This is a genomic window from Streptomyces sp. BV286, from assembly GCF_019090165.1.
GTDB lineage: Bacteria > Actinomycetota > Actinomycetes > Streptomycetales > Streptomycetaceae > Streptomyces.
Genome location: NZ_JAHRIB010000156.1, coordinates 1 through 14,419 on the forward strand (window position 1 = coordinate 1; position 14,419 = coordinate 14,419).

Annotated in this window: 10 protein-coding genes; 5 read left to right on the plus strand and 5 right to left on the minus strand. The window is 73.3% G+C overall.

The genetic code is table 11. The annotated features are described in order from the left end of the window. Window positions 1-60 precede the first annotated feature (60 nt). Together KUF83_RS27630 and KUF83_RS27635 are read left to right on the plus strand one after the other, a co-directional pair. Window positions 61-1,446, plus strand: coding sequence for a DNA-3-methyladenine glycosylase 2 family protein (locus KUF83_RS27630; protein WP_217457799.1), 1,386 nt, complete (start codon window positions 61-63; stop codon window positions 1,444-1,446). Continuing rightward, a complete protein-coding gene (locus KUF83_RS27635; RefSeq protein ID WP_217457677.1) occupies window positions 1,443-1,922 on the plus strand; it encodes a methylated-DNA--[protein]-cysteine S-methyltransferase in 480 nt (159 codons plus the stop codon). Before KUF83_RS27630 ends, KUF83_RS27635 begins: the two co-directional genes overlap by 4 nt. A gap of 21 nt (window positions 1,923-1,943) precedes the next feature. On the opposite strand, the gene KUF83_RS27640 is transcribed toward KUF83_RS27635, so the two are convergent. Further along, window positions 1,944-2,312, minus strand: a complete 369-nt coding sequence (locus tag KUF83_RS27640) for a PPOX class F420-dependent oxidoreductase (protein ID WP_217457678.1) — start codon at window positions 2,310-2,312, stop codon at window positions 1,944-1,946. A gap of 101 nt (window positions 2,313-2,413) precedes the next feature. Between KUF83_RS27640 and KUF83_RS27645 the strand changes: the two genes are divergently transcribed. Then, window positions 2,414-3,673: an SGNH/GDSL hydrolase family protein gene (locus KUF83_RS27645; protein WP_217457679.1), complete on the plus strand. Its 1,260-nt coding sequence runs from the start codon at window positions 2,414-2,416 to the stop codon at window positions 3,671-3,673. A gap of 1 nt (window position 3,674) precedes the next feature. Here the strand turns inward: KUF83_RS27645 and KUF83_RS27650 are convergent, their stop codons facing one another. The 3 genes from KUF83_RS27650 to KUF83_RS27660 all read right to left on the minus strand — a co-directional run bounded on the left by KUF83_RS27650 (window position 3,675) and on the right by KUF83_RS27660 (window position 7,777). Continuing rightward, window positions 3,675-6,011 carry a glycoside hydrolase family 95-like protein gene (locus KUF83_RS27650; protein ID WP_217457680.1) on the minus strand — a complete coding sequence of 779 codons (2,337 nt, stop codon included), beginning with the start codon at window positions 6,009-6,011 and terminating at the stop codon, window positions 3,675-3,677. Between the two features lie 239 nt (window positions 6,012-6,250). Next, window positions 6,251-6,733 carry a DUF456 domain-containing protein gene (locus tag KUF83_RS27655; protein ID WP_217457681.1) on the minus strand — a complete coding sequence of 161 codons (483 nt, stop codon included), beginning with the start codon at window positions 6,731-6,733 and terminating at the stop codon, window positions 6,251-6,253. Between the two features lie 36 nt (window positions 6,734-6,769). Next, the gene (locus KUF83_RS27660; protein WP_217457682.1) at window positions 6,770-7,777 is read right to left on the minus strand and encodes a LuxR family transcriptional regulator; all 1,008 of its coding nucleotides are present in this window, start codon (window positions 7,775-7,777) and stop codon (window positions 6,770-6,772) included. A gap of 1,816 nt (window positions 7,778-9,593) precedes the next feature. Between KUF83_RS27660 and KUF83_RS27665 the strand changes: the two genes are divergently transcribed. Together KUF83_RS27665 and KUF83_RS27670 are read left to right on the plus strand one after the other, a co-directional pair. Beyond that, the gene (locus KUF83_RS27665) at window positions 9,594-10,958 is read left to right on the plus strand and encodes a protein phosphatase 2C domain-containing protein (protein ID WP_308403157.1); all 1,365 of its coding nucleotides are present in this window, start codon (window positions 9,594-9,596) and stop codon (window positions 10,956-10,958) included. A 79-nt stretch (window positions 10,959-11,037) separates the two neighbouring features. After that, window positions 11,038-12,780, plus strand: coding sequence for a pyruvate dehydrogenase (locus tag KUF83_RS27670; protein WP_217457683.1), 1,743 nt, complete (start codon window positions 11,038-11,040; stop codon window positions 12,778-12,780). Between the two features lie 10 nt (window positions 12,781-12,790). On the opposite strand, the gene KUF83_RS27675 is transcribed toward KUF83_RS27670, so the two are convergent. Then, a complete protein-coding gene (locus tag KUF83_RS27675; protein WP_217457684.1) occupies window positions 12,791-14,284 on the minus strand; it encodes a helix-turn-helix transcriptional regulator in 1,494 nt (497 codons plus the stop codon). Window positions 14,285-14,419 lie beyond the last annotated feature (135 nt).

A 14,419-nucleotide genomic window follows, 5' to 3' on the forward strand; every position in this document is an offset into this window, starting at 1 on the left:
GAGCGCCATGTCCGATATCCGCCAGCCGGACACCTGGCGGCGACGCACACTGGAGGGGTGATTGACGAGGAGACCGGATACGGAGCCGTACGCAGCCGGGACGCCCGGTTCGACGGCGCGTTCTTCTTCGCCGTGGAGACGACGGGGATCTACTGCCGGCCGAGCTGTCCCGCGGTGACGCCGAAGCGGGAGAACGTGCGCTACTACGCCACAGCGGCGGCCGCGCAGGGCTCGGGATTCCGGGCATGCCGCAGATGCCGCCCGGACGCCGCCCCCGGTTCCGCCGAGTGGAACGTACGCGCCGACGTCGTGGGACGCGCGATGCGGATGATCGGCGACGGCGTAGTGGACCGCGAGGGCGTCGCCGGTCTCGCCGTCCGGCTCGGGTACAGCGCCCGGCAGGTCCAGAGGCAGCTGACCACGGAACTGGGCGCGGGCCCGGTGGCCCTGGCACGGGCCCAGCGCGCCCACACCGCGCGGGTACTGCTGCAGACCACGGAACTACCGGTCACGGAGATCGCGTTCGCCGCCGGATTCGCGAGCGTGCGGCAGTTCAACGACACGATCCGGACGGTGTACGCGTCCACCCCGACCGAGCTGCGCGCCGCCGGAAACAGGGGCGGGACGCGCCGGACGGCGGCCACCCCCTCCGCCGGGATACCGCTGCGCCTCGCGCACCGGGGCCCGTACCAGGCAGCCGCCGCCTTCGACCTGCTGAGCGCCGAGGCCGTGCCGGGCATCGAAGAGGTGGCCGGCGCCCCCGGGGCCCGCACTTACCGACGGACACTGCGGCTGCCGTACGGCACGGGCATCGTCGCCGTGCGGGAGCGCCTGTCGGGCGCCTCCGCCCACAGCGGCGGCTGGCTCGACGCCCGGCTGCACCTCACCGACCTGCGGGATCTCACCACCGCCGTACAGCGGCTGCGCCGGCTCTTCGACCTCGACGCCGACCCGTACGCCGTGGACGAGCGTCTCGGCGCGGACAGCCGGCTGGCCCCGCTGGTGGCGGCCAGGCCGGGGCTGCGTTCGCCCGGCGCCGCCGATCCGGAGGAGCTGGCGGTGCGCGCGCTGGTCGGCCCGCACGAGGCCGAGAACCTGGTGCGGACCCACGGGAAGGCGCTGGACGCGCCCTGCGGGACGCTCACGCACGTCTTCCCCGAACCGGCAGCCCTCGCGGAGTCCGGCGGCACGCTGGGCGCCCTCGCCACCGCGCTCGCGGACGGCACCCTGCGGCTCGATCCCGGCGCCGACCGGGAGGCGGCGCAGGCCGCACTGCTCACCCTGCCCGGCCTGGACGAACACGTCGTGGCCGTCATCCGTACCCGCGCCCTCGGTGACCCCGACGTGGCCCCGCCCGGCGCACAGGTCCCCGAGACCTGGCGTCCGTGGCGTTCATACGCTCTGCGGCACCTGGCGGCCGCCGAGCCGGAAGGCGAAGAGAAGTGACCACGTACTACACGGCCCTGGCCAGTCCTGTCGGTGAACTCCTGCTCACCGCTGACGAGTCGGGCGCGCTGACCTCCCTCTCCGTGCCCGGCCAGAAGGGCGGCCGCACGGTCCAGGCCGACTGGCGGCGCGCACCGGAACCCTTCCAGGAGGCCGAGCGGCAACTGGCCGCCTACTTCGCCCGCGAACTCAAGGAGTTCCAGCTGGAGTTGAGGCCGAGCGGCACCGAGTTCCGGGAGCGGGTCTGGAGCACCCTCGACTCCGTGCCGTACGGGACGACCGTCACGTACGGGGAGATCGCCGCCCGGATCGGCGCGTCGCGCATCGCCGTGCGGGCCGTCGGCGGAGCGATCGGCGCCAACCCGCTGCTGATCGTCCGCCCGTGCCATCGTGTGATCGGCGCGGACGGATCGCTCACCGGGTACGCGGGAGGGCTGGAACGCAAGCTCCGACTCCTCACCCTCGAAGGCCGATGAGTCGTTCCTTCGGCCGCCCGGCTATTCCTCGAGACCCCAGCTGTGGATGCGCCGGGGGTGGACGCGGATCAGCTCCTCACTGAAGTGCGGTCCCAACTCGTGCGGCCCGGTCAGCAGTTCGGCGTCCCCACGGATGTCCACTCCGCGCACCTTCCAGGGGCGGAGGCTGACGATGTCGTCGATCACCAGGGCGACCTTGGGGTTCTTCTGCAGGTTGCGCCACTTCTTGGTGGTCCCCATGGCATAGCCGCCGATGAGGATGGTGCCGTCGTCCTGCGGATGGAAGCCGACGGGGTTCGCCTGCGGCTGGCCGTGCTGGTCGACGGTGGCGAGGCGGCCCAGCCGCTGGGATTTTAGGTACGCCCGTTCGGCTTCACTGAATGCGGTCATGTCAGCAGCCAAACACGGTTTTCGTGCTCTCCGCATCGGATCCTGACCCCGGATCCGGAGACCCGCACCCGTCGGGCTCCGTCGGCGGAAGGCAGGAACGCATGGTCGGGTTCGGACGAAGAGACGCGGCCCGGGCGGCGACCGCCCTGGCCGGCGCGCTGGCACTGACTCTGACGGGCACGGGGGTGGCCCACACGGGTTCCGTGGCGGCCCCCGACCGCACGGCCCCGCGAGCCACCCCCGCGTACTGGACCGGCACCTGGGAGGCCTCCGCCTCCGGCACCGCGCCACCGCTCCCCGGCGCCTCGATCCGTAACGTGATCCACACGAGCGTCGGCGGCACGGCCGTCCGCGTACGGATCTCCAACCGGCTCGGTTCCCGGTCGCTCGTCCTCGGCGGCGCCACCGTGGCCAGGCAGCAGCCGAAGGCGCCGAGGAGCCCGAACGCCCTGCGCGGCACGATGCGCACGCTCACCTTCGGCGGCAGGAAGAGGATCACCGTGCCGGCCGGCAAGGACGTCGTGAGCGACCCGGTCACGCTGACGGTACCGGCCGCCGCCAACCTTCTCGTCACCCTCCACACTCCCGGTGACCCGGGCCCGGCGACCTACCATCGCGACGCGCGGCAGACCAACTTCTACGCCAGGAACGGCAATCGGGTCGCTGAGGTGAGCGGCGCGGCGTACACGGCCACGACCGGGTCCTGGTACTACGTGACAGGTGTCGACGTGCGCCGTCCACAGGCGGCGGGGAGCGTCGTCGCGTTCGGTGACTCGCTCACCGACGGCTCCGGTTCGACGCCGAACACCAACCGCCGTTGGCCCGACCGGCTGGCCGAGCGCCTGCGCGCCCTGCCGTCCCACCGCCGGCAGGGCGTACTGAACGCGGGGGTCGCCGGCAACCGGCTGCTGCTCGAAGGCCGGGGGCCCAGCGCTCTGGCCCGGTTCGACGCCGACGTGCTCTCCCGCACGGGGGTGCGCACGGTGATCGTGATGGAGGGTGTCAACGACATCAAGAGCCCGCCGAACCAGACCGACCCGGCTGCCCTCGGCGCCGCGTACCGGGAGATCGTCCGGCGCGCCCATGCCCGCGGAATCCGCGTCGTCGGCGCCACTCTCACGCCGTTCGGCGGCCACGGCAGCCACACGGAGGCCCGCGAGCGCGTCCGCCGGTCGGTCAACCATCTCATCCGCACCGGCGGCCTGTTCGACGCGGTCGCGGACTTCGACGCCGTCGTCCGCGACCCGTCCCGGCCGCACCGCATGCTGCCCGCCTACGATCCCGGCGACCATCTCCACTTCAACGACGCCGGGATGCGGGCGCTGGCCGACAGCGTCGACCTGGCCGCTCTGGCCCGGTGACTCACGGGGTGGGCAGGCCCCAGCGCGGGGCCTCAGCGTTCGGTTCGACGGCCGTGACCCGCAGGTCGGGCCGCTCACCCCGGGCGGTGATCAGCGCCGACCCGCCCTTCCTCAGGGCGATCCGGATGCTCCCGTCACCCGCGTCCTCGTGGCGCAGCGGCCGCCCGCGTCCGTCACGTACGTCGATCGCTCCCGGCACGCCGTGCCGTACGACGCAGGGGGCGCCCGCCTCGCTGACGAGCCGGACCCACCGGGTCCGGCCGCCGCTGCGCACCGCGCTGAGCCGGAAAGCCCCCTGGGTGCGGAAGTCGTGCACGGTCAGGTCGGCCCAGGCGGCGGGCAGGGCCGGGAAGACCCGGACGATGCCGCCCCAGGACTGGCAGACCATGTCGTGCAGCGACTGGGCGGCGGAGAGCGGGGTCTCGATCACCGGCCCGGACTCCTTGTACATGGTGTTGGGCTGGATGAAGCGGGCCATGAGCTGGTCGAGGTAGGCGAGCGCTTCCTCTCCCTTGCCGAGCAGGGCCGACATGGAGGCCGCGCCCGTGAACGTGTAGCCCTGGAGCGCGCCTTCGAAGCCGACCCAGTGGGCCAACGACTTCTCGATCAGGGCCCGTTCGTCGGGAGTGCGGCCCGTCAGCTCGTACAGGGGGTAGACGGCGAGCAGGTGCGAGTAGTGGCGGTGCGACTTCGCGAAGGGGATGTCCGCGCCGATCATGAAGCCGTTCGCGTCGGTCGGGTACGCGGCGCGCCGCTTCAGCACCTCCCGCCAGTGGGGCGCCGACTCGTCCCGGACGCCGAGGAGTTCGGCCGACTCCAGGAGGGTGCGGCAGCCCCAGGTCAGCAGCATCAGGTCGTAGTTGCAGTCCCGCGAGTTGCCGCCGTACTCGGGCGAGAACGTCGCCGGCAGGTGCAGTCGGCCGTCCGGGCCGGGCTCCAGGAAGTGCAGGTAGTAGGAGACGGCCCTGCGCAGGAGCGGGAAGAGGACGTCCCGGAGGATCGACTCGTCCATGGTGTGGCGGTAACTGAGCCAGACGTTGTGCAGCGCCCACACGAGGTTTCCCACCTCGGGTGTCGGCGGGTCCTGGCCGGGGATGCCGACCCCGTAGCCCTCGGCGTTGCTCGTGGCGCCGCCGTTGACCAGGTACGCGTCCGTGGTGCGCGGTATGCCGAGCGAGTCGGCGCGGTACGCCGGTGCCATCTCGGCCTTGAGGTTGTCCCGGAACTCACTCAACGCCCGGGTGACGGCGTCGAGTTCGAGGTGGTTGGAGCCGTGGATCAGCCAGTACTCCAGTTGCACGTTCAGGTTCCACCAGGTCGCCGGCCACGGGGTGGACTCCAGCCAGGGGCCGCTGGTGGCCATCACGGGGGCGTCCCGCCGGGCCGCGGATGCCGTCTTGTACAGCTGGATCCAGTAGAAACGCTGGAGGCGGGCGTCGGGGAGCGACAGGAAGCTCTTGCGGTAGAAGGCATGCCACCAGGCCCGATGCGTCGAGGCCAGTCCGTCGTAGGGCAGTTGGGCGGCCTTGCGGACCGCTGCCAGGGCCCGCCCCCGTGCCGCCGTCCCCGGGAACGAGTGCGCGACATGGACGTACAGGGTCCGCCGTGACCCGCGGGCCCGCTCCCGCCACGCGGTGACGTGTCGGCCGCCGGCCAGGAGCGGTTGTACGGCAGCGAAGGCGCCGTCGTGCTCTTCGACCGTGGCGGGCGGGTTTCCGGCGTAGCCCTCCGGCAGCGGGCGGAACGCGGCACGCGGGCTGATCGCCTCGGCCGGATGGAACACCCACCGGTGGTCGCGTTCGCCGCTGCTCGGTGTCACCTCGACGACGAGCACCGAGCGGGTGGTGTGCACCAGTGCGCGGATCGTGAGGGTGCCGCGGTCCGTGGTGAGCGTTCCGGTCAGTTCGGCGTCGCGGAGTCCGAGCCGCCAGTCCAGTGAGGTGATCGTGCCGACCGGTTCCAGGGTGAAGTGGCCGATCGGCAGCCGCGCGAGCCCGAAGAGCGACCCGAACTGCGGGCGGTGGTCCTGCACTTCGGAGTGCTGCACGTTGAAGCGGACGGCCTCGGTCTCCCGGCCGGGCTCGGCGTAGATGCCGGAACCGAGGAAGCCGTTGCCCAGATACGGGCCCTCGTACCAGGTCTTCGGCATCCGCCGCCAGACGAGGTCGGCGTCGTCGAGGACGGTGCGCCAGGGGTCGGAACCGAGGTGGTCGGGCGGGGAGGACGGGGCGCTCCGGCGGTCGTCCGCTCCGGCCTGGGCCGGCAGCCCGCCGGCGAGCAGGGCGCCGCCGGCGGCGGATCCGGTGGTGAGCACGGTACGTCTGGACGGGCGGGGCATCGCGACTCCTGGCGGCTTGTGCGGCTGCGTGAGCGAAAACCGGGCGATTCATCGGAGCTATCCCGGAACGCAACGTAGAGAAGGTGCGCGATCCCGTCAACAACAAGGGAGAGATCCGATGTGTTGCCGCACGTAATGCGCCGTACCGCGACACACCACGGCCTCGCACCACACCACACAGCCCCGCCCCGCACGGCACCACACAGCCCCGCCCCGCATCGCACCGTGGTGGTCGGTGTTCAGCCGAAGAGCACGGCGCCCAGCCACGCCCCCGTGATCAGCAGGCAGGTGAACAGCTCCACCAGCACGCTCGTCCCGCCGCGGCGCATCACCGAGCGCACCGAGGCCATCGCCTCCCCGTGTCCGCCCAGCCGCAGCCGCTCGGCGAGGTAGCCGCCGCCGACATAGCCGGGGATCGCGCCGAGCACCGGCACGACGACGAAGCCGAGCAGGGCGCCGAGGCCCGCGTACACCGCCATTCGAGGGGTCGCGCCGCTCGAACGCAGCCTGCGCGGTGGCAGTCGCCAGCGGATCACCTGGGCGACGAAGAGGGCGGCGGTGGCGCCGGCGAGCACGCTCCAGGAGAGCGTCTTGGGGTCCTCGAACGCCCACCACAGGACCGCGGCCCACACGAGCCACGACCCCGGCGCGCCGGGTACCAGCACTCCGCTCAGGCCGAGCAGCATCACCACGCCGACCAGCAGGAGTTCCCACGCTCCCATCTGCCCAGAGTGCCCCACGACGGGCGAAACCGCAGGTCAGTCCTGTCGCTCCCGGGCGACCCAGCCCTTCTCGTACGTGTGCCAGCCGAGCTGGAGCCGGGTCGTCACGCCCGTCAGCTCCATCAGCCGCTTCACCCGGCGCTGCACGGTCCGCAGGCCCAGGTCGAGCTGTTTGGCGACGCTCGCGTCGGTCAGCCCGGCGAGGAGCAGCGAGAGGATCTCCAGATCGGTGCCGTCCGGGCCCTCCCGCTCCTCCTCGGTCACCGTTCCGGATGCCCCCAGGCGCAGTGGGAGCGCGTCCCGCCACACCGACTCGAACAGGCCCGACAGCGATTCGAGCAGACCGCTCGCGTGGACGACGAGCGCGGCGGGCTCCAGGGTCCGTGAGGTCAGCGGCACCATCGCGAGGGTCCGGTCGGCGATCACCAGTTTGGTCGGCACGGTGTCCACGACCCGGACCCGCTCGTCCCGGCCGAGTGCCGCGGACAGCTCCGTGATGCCGTCGGGCAGGTCAAGGACCGCCCGCTCGACGACGACGCGGTAGCGGACACCGCGGTCGGCGGCCTGCTTCTCCGCGTCGTTGTCCGTCCCGGCGACGACGACGGGATTGCCCGTGACCAGGGCGCACACCTCCTCGCTCGCACCGAGCTGGAGCTGCAGGAACCGCTGGGCGACCGCGGCCGCGCCGGTCACCACCTCGACCAGGTCGTGCGCGGCGGGCTCGGTGGAGCGCGCGCGGAAGTCCTCGGCGAGCAGCGTGGCCGCCAGCTCGGCCTGGTCCAGCTCGTGGCGCCGCTGGGTGAGCAGCGCGCCGAGCGCGACGCCGGGCGGCGCCGCGACCCATCGGCCGGGCCGGGCGGACGACTGGGCCGCGAGACCGTGGCGTTCCAGTCCGCGCAGCGCGCGCTCGGTGTCGTGCTCGCCGAGCGTGAGCCGCCGCGCGAGATCGGGCACGTCGGCGGCTCCCACGGACACCAGCGCCCGGTACGCCGACTCGTGTGTGTCGTCGAGCCCTATCGCTGCCAGCCCTGTCGCTCCGTGCATGCGGCTGTGCCCCTCCCCGAAGACCGGCCGTGGCGGAAAACGGCCACGGCGTAAACCCGCCTCGGCCCATCATCGCCGTACCGTCCGGGTCTCTGCCAAGGTGGCGGTACGGCAGCGTGACGCAGGGCCGGTTATGTCCGTCCCGGACGGTATCGGCCTGCGTGAACGCGTGGGACCGGTCGGGGGCGGGGGCGGCGGTGCGCTCGGCACGGGGCGAGTCGGAGCCACTGCCGGGTCCGCCTCGCCGACGGTGAGTCCGGAAGCGGCGACCGGCGAGGACCGGCCAATGATCGAAGGATCAGGGCCGGCGTGGATGAACAGGGCCGCAGGTGGAACCCGCCCCGGGATCACAGCTCGGCCCCAGGGAAGCGGGGCACACTCCGGACCGGACGGACCGCTCGCGCGGAAGCCGGTCCACCAGAGCGTGACGCGGGCCCCGGCGGTCACCGGGGTCCGGTCACACCGGCGCCGCCGGGCGGTTCTCCCGTGGGGGGTGGGACCGCCCGGCGGCCCCGTACCGTTGTGCGACCCCGACCTCCCGGCCGGTTTTTCCGGATGCACCGTTTTCATCCGGCCTCAACGGTGGACAATCAGGGACATGAGCCAGCAGGGGGAGAGGCCCACCGGTCAGCAGGACGACTGGTGGGGGCAGCTGTACGACGACTCCACGGGGGACACCGGGCCCGCGCCCGCGGCGGACTCGCTCGACGACCGGTTCGCCTCGGCGACGGACACCCTGGGGGCGCCTGCCGACGCGGCCCCGGTGCCCTCGGCAGAGGGGCCCGCCGTACCGCCGCCCCGCACGCCGACCGAGCGGCCCGGGCGTCTCCGCGGCGCGTCCGGCCCTGCGGCACCGGGCCACGGGGCGCGCGGCGACGACGGGTCCATGGAGTCGGACCCCCCGCCCTGGTGGCCGCCGAGCGGGCCGGCCTCGCGCGTACCGTCCGGCCCGGCCGTCGACGCACCCGGGGGAAACGCCCCATCGGCAGACGTGGCCGCAGCCGGTGCTTCTGGTCCCTCCGACCTGTTCGGGACCTCCGGCACCCCCGGGACCTCCGGGCCTCCCGGAACCTCCGGCACCTCCGGGGGCCGGGAGACGGGCACGCCCGGAGGTTCCGTGGCGCCCGGAGGGGCCGTGGCCTGGCGACCGGCCGGCGGAGGGTCCGGAGACGGCGAGGCCGCCGGAGACATCGACAGCGTGGAGGCCGGAGCGGGTTGGCAGGCCCGCGGGGCGTGGACAGGCGACCCGCGTGGGCCCGTGGCAGGCTCACCGGGCCCCGCGCGGGGTGGTGTCCGCCCAGGCGAAGGCCCCACGTCCTCCGGCGAGACGCACAACAGCGGGCTTCACCAGCGGCAGCGGGCTCCCTGGGAGGCCCCGCCCGCCGAAACCCCGGGTCCGGCCACCTTCCCACCCGGGCCCGGACCCACAGGGCCCCGCGCGCCGACACCGTCCCCGGGCATGCCCCCGGAAGCCCCCGGGGCAACGGCGCCCACCTCGTCGACCCCCGCCTCGTGGACGCCCACGGTCCCGCCCTCTCCGGATCCTGTTGACGCGGTCCCGCCGTCGGCAGACCTGGCAGACCCGGCAGGCCCGGCCGACGCGGTTCCGCCCCCGCCGGGCCCGGCTCCGAGGCATGCCGCCACCTCCGACGCGGCTCCCCGGTCCTCTGCCTCTTCCTCCTCCTCTTCCTCCTCGTCCTCCGACACGGCTCCCCGGCACGCCGCTCCCCCCGGTGCGGCCCCGGAGACCGGACCCGCGGCGTCCCGGTGGCCCCAGCCGCCGGGGGGACCGCCGACCATCGGCCCTCCGCCCACCGTGGGCACCCCCTCCATCGACGAGCGCGAGAGCCCGGCCCGTCCCGAGCCCTCAGCCCGTCCCGACGCCGCGGCCCGTGCCGAGGCCGGTCCCGACAGCTGGGCCCCGGCCGGTCCCGAGGTCCCCGCGGGCACGCCGTCCTCGGTGCCGCCCGGCGCCCTGCCTCCGATGCCGGCGGGCTCCCCGCCTCCGATGCCGTCCGGCGCACCCGCTACGGGCGGCGCCTCCACCGGACGGCCCGAAACGGCGGGCGGCGGCCCCTCCGTCCCGCCGGCCGAAGCCCCCGCCGGTGCCCCGGGCGTGCCGGACGCCCCTGACGCCCGGCACGGCACCCTGGTCGACGTCCCCTCGGGCGGCCCGTCCGACCAGCCCGACCTGCAGATCCCCGACATCCCCGCCCCCCTCGGCCACGTGGGCTCCGGCCCGCCCACCTACGAGCCCGAACCCACCGCACTGCCGCCCGCGGACCCGGACGACCTCGGCGACCTCGTGGCCGACACGGTGCTCGACGGGGCGTCCTACGGGACCTGCACCCTGCGGGCCGTGTCCGTGCGGGGGGACTCGGCGCGTTACCGGGGCGAGCCGCGCAGGGACTCCCTGCTCACCGCCCGCTTCGGCGTCGGCGACGCGGCGCTCGTCCTGGTGGCCATGGCGACCGGCGCCCGAGCCACCCCCGGCGCCCACCGGGCCGCGGCCGAGGCGTGCCAGTGGATCGGCAGGGCCGTGGGCCGCAGCCACGCGCGGCTCGCCGAGGACATCAGGGCCGCACGGCGCGGCGACCTGAAGTCGGGCCTGCACCGGCTCACCGACCGCAGCCTCGGCAAGCTGCGGGCCAGCGCCTCCGAACAGGGCGTGACTCCCGAGGAGTACACCGCGAGCCTGCGCTGCCTGCTGCTCCCCGCCGACCCCGAATGCCGTACACGCGTCTTCTTCGGGGTCGGAGCGGGGGGTCTCTTCCGGCTGCGCGACGGCGAGTGGCAGGACATCGAACCGCGCGTCGCGGACACCGCGGGCGAGGCGGTCGTCGGCTTCGGCTCACTGCCGCACGAGACGCCCGACGGCGACCGGCTCACCATGGACCTGGGCATCACCACGCCCCCGAGCCCGTACGAGCCCGCCCCCGAGCCGCCGCCCCGTGACCCCTTCCGCTTCCGGGCCTCCGTCGCCCGCCCCGGGGACGCGCTCCTGCTGTGCACCAGCGGGCTCGCCGAACCCCTGCGCGGCGAACCGCGCCTGGTCGAGCACCTGACCTCCCGCTGGTCGGGAGGCGACCCGCCCGGCCTCGCCGCGTTCCTCGCGGACAGCCTGGTCCGGGTCAAGGGATACGCCGACGACCGGACCGCTGCCGCCGTCTGGGAGGCGTAACCGCGACCGCTGTGAATTCATGGGACATGCGAGGGAAGGGAACCCGGGACAGCGAACGACACCAAGGGGCGCGTGACTCATGGCCAAGCAGAACGTTGCCGAGCAGTTCGTCGACATCCTTGTCCGGGCGGGGGTGAAGCGCCTGTACGGAGTCGTCGGCGACAGCCTCAACCCGGTGGTCGACGCCATCCGGCGCAACTCGGCCATCGACTGGATCCACGTCCGGCACGAGGAGACGGCCGCCTTCGCGGCGGGCGCCGAGGCCCAGGTCACCGGCGGGCTCGCCGCCTGCGCGGGCTCCTGCGGCCCCGGCAACCTCCACCTCATCAACGGCCTCTACGACGCCCACCGTTCCATGGCGCCGGTGCTCGCCCTCGCCTCGCACATCCCGTCCAGCGAGATCGGCCTCGGGTACTTCCAGGAGACCCACCCCGACCAGCTGTTCCGTGAGTGCAGCCACTACAGCGAGATGATCTCCAACCCGAAGCAGATGCCCCGCCTGCTTCAGACCGCCATCCAGCACGCGGTCGGACAGGGCGGAGTGAGTGTCGTGACGCTGCCGGGCGACATCGCCGACCAGCCCGCTCCGGACAAGGCCGCCGAGACCGCCCTCGTCACCTCACGGCCCAGCGTCCGGCCCGGTGACGCCGAGATCGACAAGCTCGCCGCGATGATCGACGAGGCCGACCGGGTCACCCTGTTCTGCGGCAGTGGCACCGCGGGCGCGCACGCCGAGGTCATGCAGTTCGCCGAGCGGATCAAGTCCCCGGTCGGGCACGCCCTGCGCGGCAAGGAATGGATCCAGTACGACAACCCGTACGACGTCGGCATGAGCGGGCTCCTCGGATACGGAGCCGCCTACGAGGCCACCCACGAGTGCGACCTGCTGATCCTGCTGGGCACCGACTTCCCGTACAACGCGTTCCTTCCGGACGACGTGAAGATCGCCCAGGTCGACGTGCGGCCCGAACGGCTCGGCCGTCGGTCGAAGCTGGACCTCGCGGTGTGGGGCGACGTGAAGGAGACGCTGCGCTGCCTCACCCCGAAGGTGAACCCCAAGAGCGATCGCCGCTTCCTCGACAAGATGCTCAAGAAGCACTCCGACGCGCTCGAAGGGGTCGTCAAGGCCTACACGCGCAAGGTCGACAAGCACGTCCCGATCCACCCCGAGTACGTCGCCTCCGTCCTCGACGAACTCGCCGACGACGACGCCGTGTTCACGGTCGACACCGGCATGTGCAACGTGTGGGCGGCCCGCTACCTCTCACCCAACGGCCGCCGCCGCATCATCGGGTCCTTCTCGCACGGCTCCATGGCGAACGCCCTGCCGCAGGCCATCGGCGCCCAGTTCACCGACCGCGGGCGCCAGGTCGTCTCGATGTCCGGCGACGGCGGATTCTCCATGCTGATGGGCGACTTCCTCACCCTGGTCCAGTACGACCTGCCGGTGAAGGTCGTCCTCTTCAACAACTCCTCCCTGGGCATGGTCGAGTTGGAGATGCTGGTCGCTGGGCTGCCCTCGTACGGGACCGCCAACAAGAACCCCGACTTCGCAGCCGTCGCGCGGGCCTGCGGTGCCTACGGCGTACGCGTCGAGAAGCCCAAGCAGCTGGCGGGCGCCCTCAAGGACGCCTTCCGGCACAAGGGCCCGGCCCTCGTCGACATCGTCACCGACCCGAACGCCCTGTCCATCCCGCCGAAGATCAGCAAGGAGATGGTCACGGGCTTCGCCCTGTCCGCCTCCAAGATCGTCCTCGAAGGGGGAGTGGGCCGCATGGCCCAGATGGCCCGCTCCAACCTCCGCAACGTGCCCCGGCCGTAGGGCGCGGGTGTCATTGGCCGTAGGGGACCCACTGTCGCTCCGAACCCTCCGTGCCGTACCAGTAGCGAGGCAGCCCCTTGATGCTGCTCGTGCGGAACGGACGGCCGTGGTCGTCGATGCGGACCGTGCCCGTGCGTCCCTCGGAGGACCAGTCGAGTTCGAGGTACCAGGAGCAGCCACAGGTCTGTGTCCGCGCGCTGACCAGGAGGACTTCCGGGTCCTCGGCGGACACCCGGTAGGGCATGCGCACCGCCGGGATCGGGTTTCCCTCGTCGCTGCCGGGGACCGCGCGGGCGATCGGGCGGTCCTTGTCCAGGTCGACGGCGAAGGAGCGGGGGGTGATCGAGCCGCCGCAGCCCTGGTCCATGGCGTAGACGGTGCCGGGCACGGGGGCCGTACGGGCGACCACCCGGACCCGCAGCGCCGTCAGGACGACGGCGGTGGAACTCCGGCCCTGCACCGAGATCTCCACGTTGGTCTCCCGGCCGTGCACGGCTTTCTGGGTCGCCGCCCAGGACCCTGCGTCCTGCGCGGCCGGCGGCGGCGGAACCTGCTGCGGCTCCTTGCGGATGACGTAGTCGTGGCCGCAGCCGAGCGCCCAGGCCTGCGAGTTCGCGGTCCAGGTGAGCGGCACGGCGACGGATCCGCCACCGTTCGGCTTCGCCTTGCCCGACGGCGTTCCGTTCTTGGCCGAGGGTTCGGAGGTCTTCGGGGGGGCGCTGACCGACGGGGACGGGCCGGTTCCGCTGGGGGAGGGGCTCGTGGACGGGCGGTGACGGGCGTCGGGAGCTGCCGTCGTCGGGGCCGGGCGGACGGCCCGGGAATCGTCGTCGTCGGAGGACCGGTCACCGGAGAGCGCCGACAGCCCGCCCAGGGAGGCGAGCAGCGCGGACACCACGGCCACGGTGACGGTGACCCGTCGCCGGTACCAGGCGCCCCGGGGGCGCGCACCGGAGGTGGACACGAGTCCGAGGGCGGTGGCCGGGACGGGTGAGCCCGGTGCCTTCGCGGCGGTGGCGCCGGAGGCCGGATCCCCGCTCGCGGACGTGCTCGCGGTGCTCGCACCCGCAGGGCTGGGCGCAGGCTCCGCGGGCCCGTCGTCCATGCCCGGCTCCGGGTCCACGTCCGGGTCAGGCTTCACGGCCGCGTCCGGCTCCGGGTCCGGCTTCAGGTCCGCGTCCGCGATCGGCTCCGGCTCCTCGTCCGCGTCCGGCTCCGGGTCCGGCGACGGACCGGGTGTACGAGGCCGTTGCCGCGCCGCCACCGCCAGGATCCACAGGCGGTGCAGTTCGAGGCGCTCGTCGGGTGTCGCCCCGCACAGCGTGGCGAACCGCTCCACCGGGGCGAAGTCCAGCGGCACCGCGTCACCGGCGCAGTAGCGGTGCAGCGTCGAGGTGTTCATGTTCACCCGGCGCGCCAGGGCGCCGTAACTGCGGTCCGTCCGCGCCTTCAGACGTCTCAGCAGTGCCGCGAACTCCTCGACGTCGTCGTCCCGAGTCGACACCGTTCCCCCGTACTCGTCGTCGCCCCCTGGTCGAAGGGGCGTGTCCCGGCCCGGGAGGTCATCCCAGGCACTCCATATACCTGCACGTCAGAAGGGATGGGATGGTTCCACCGTGGCGGATCCGGCGCCGTCTGT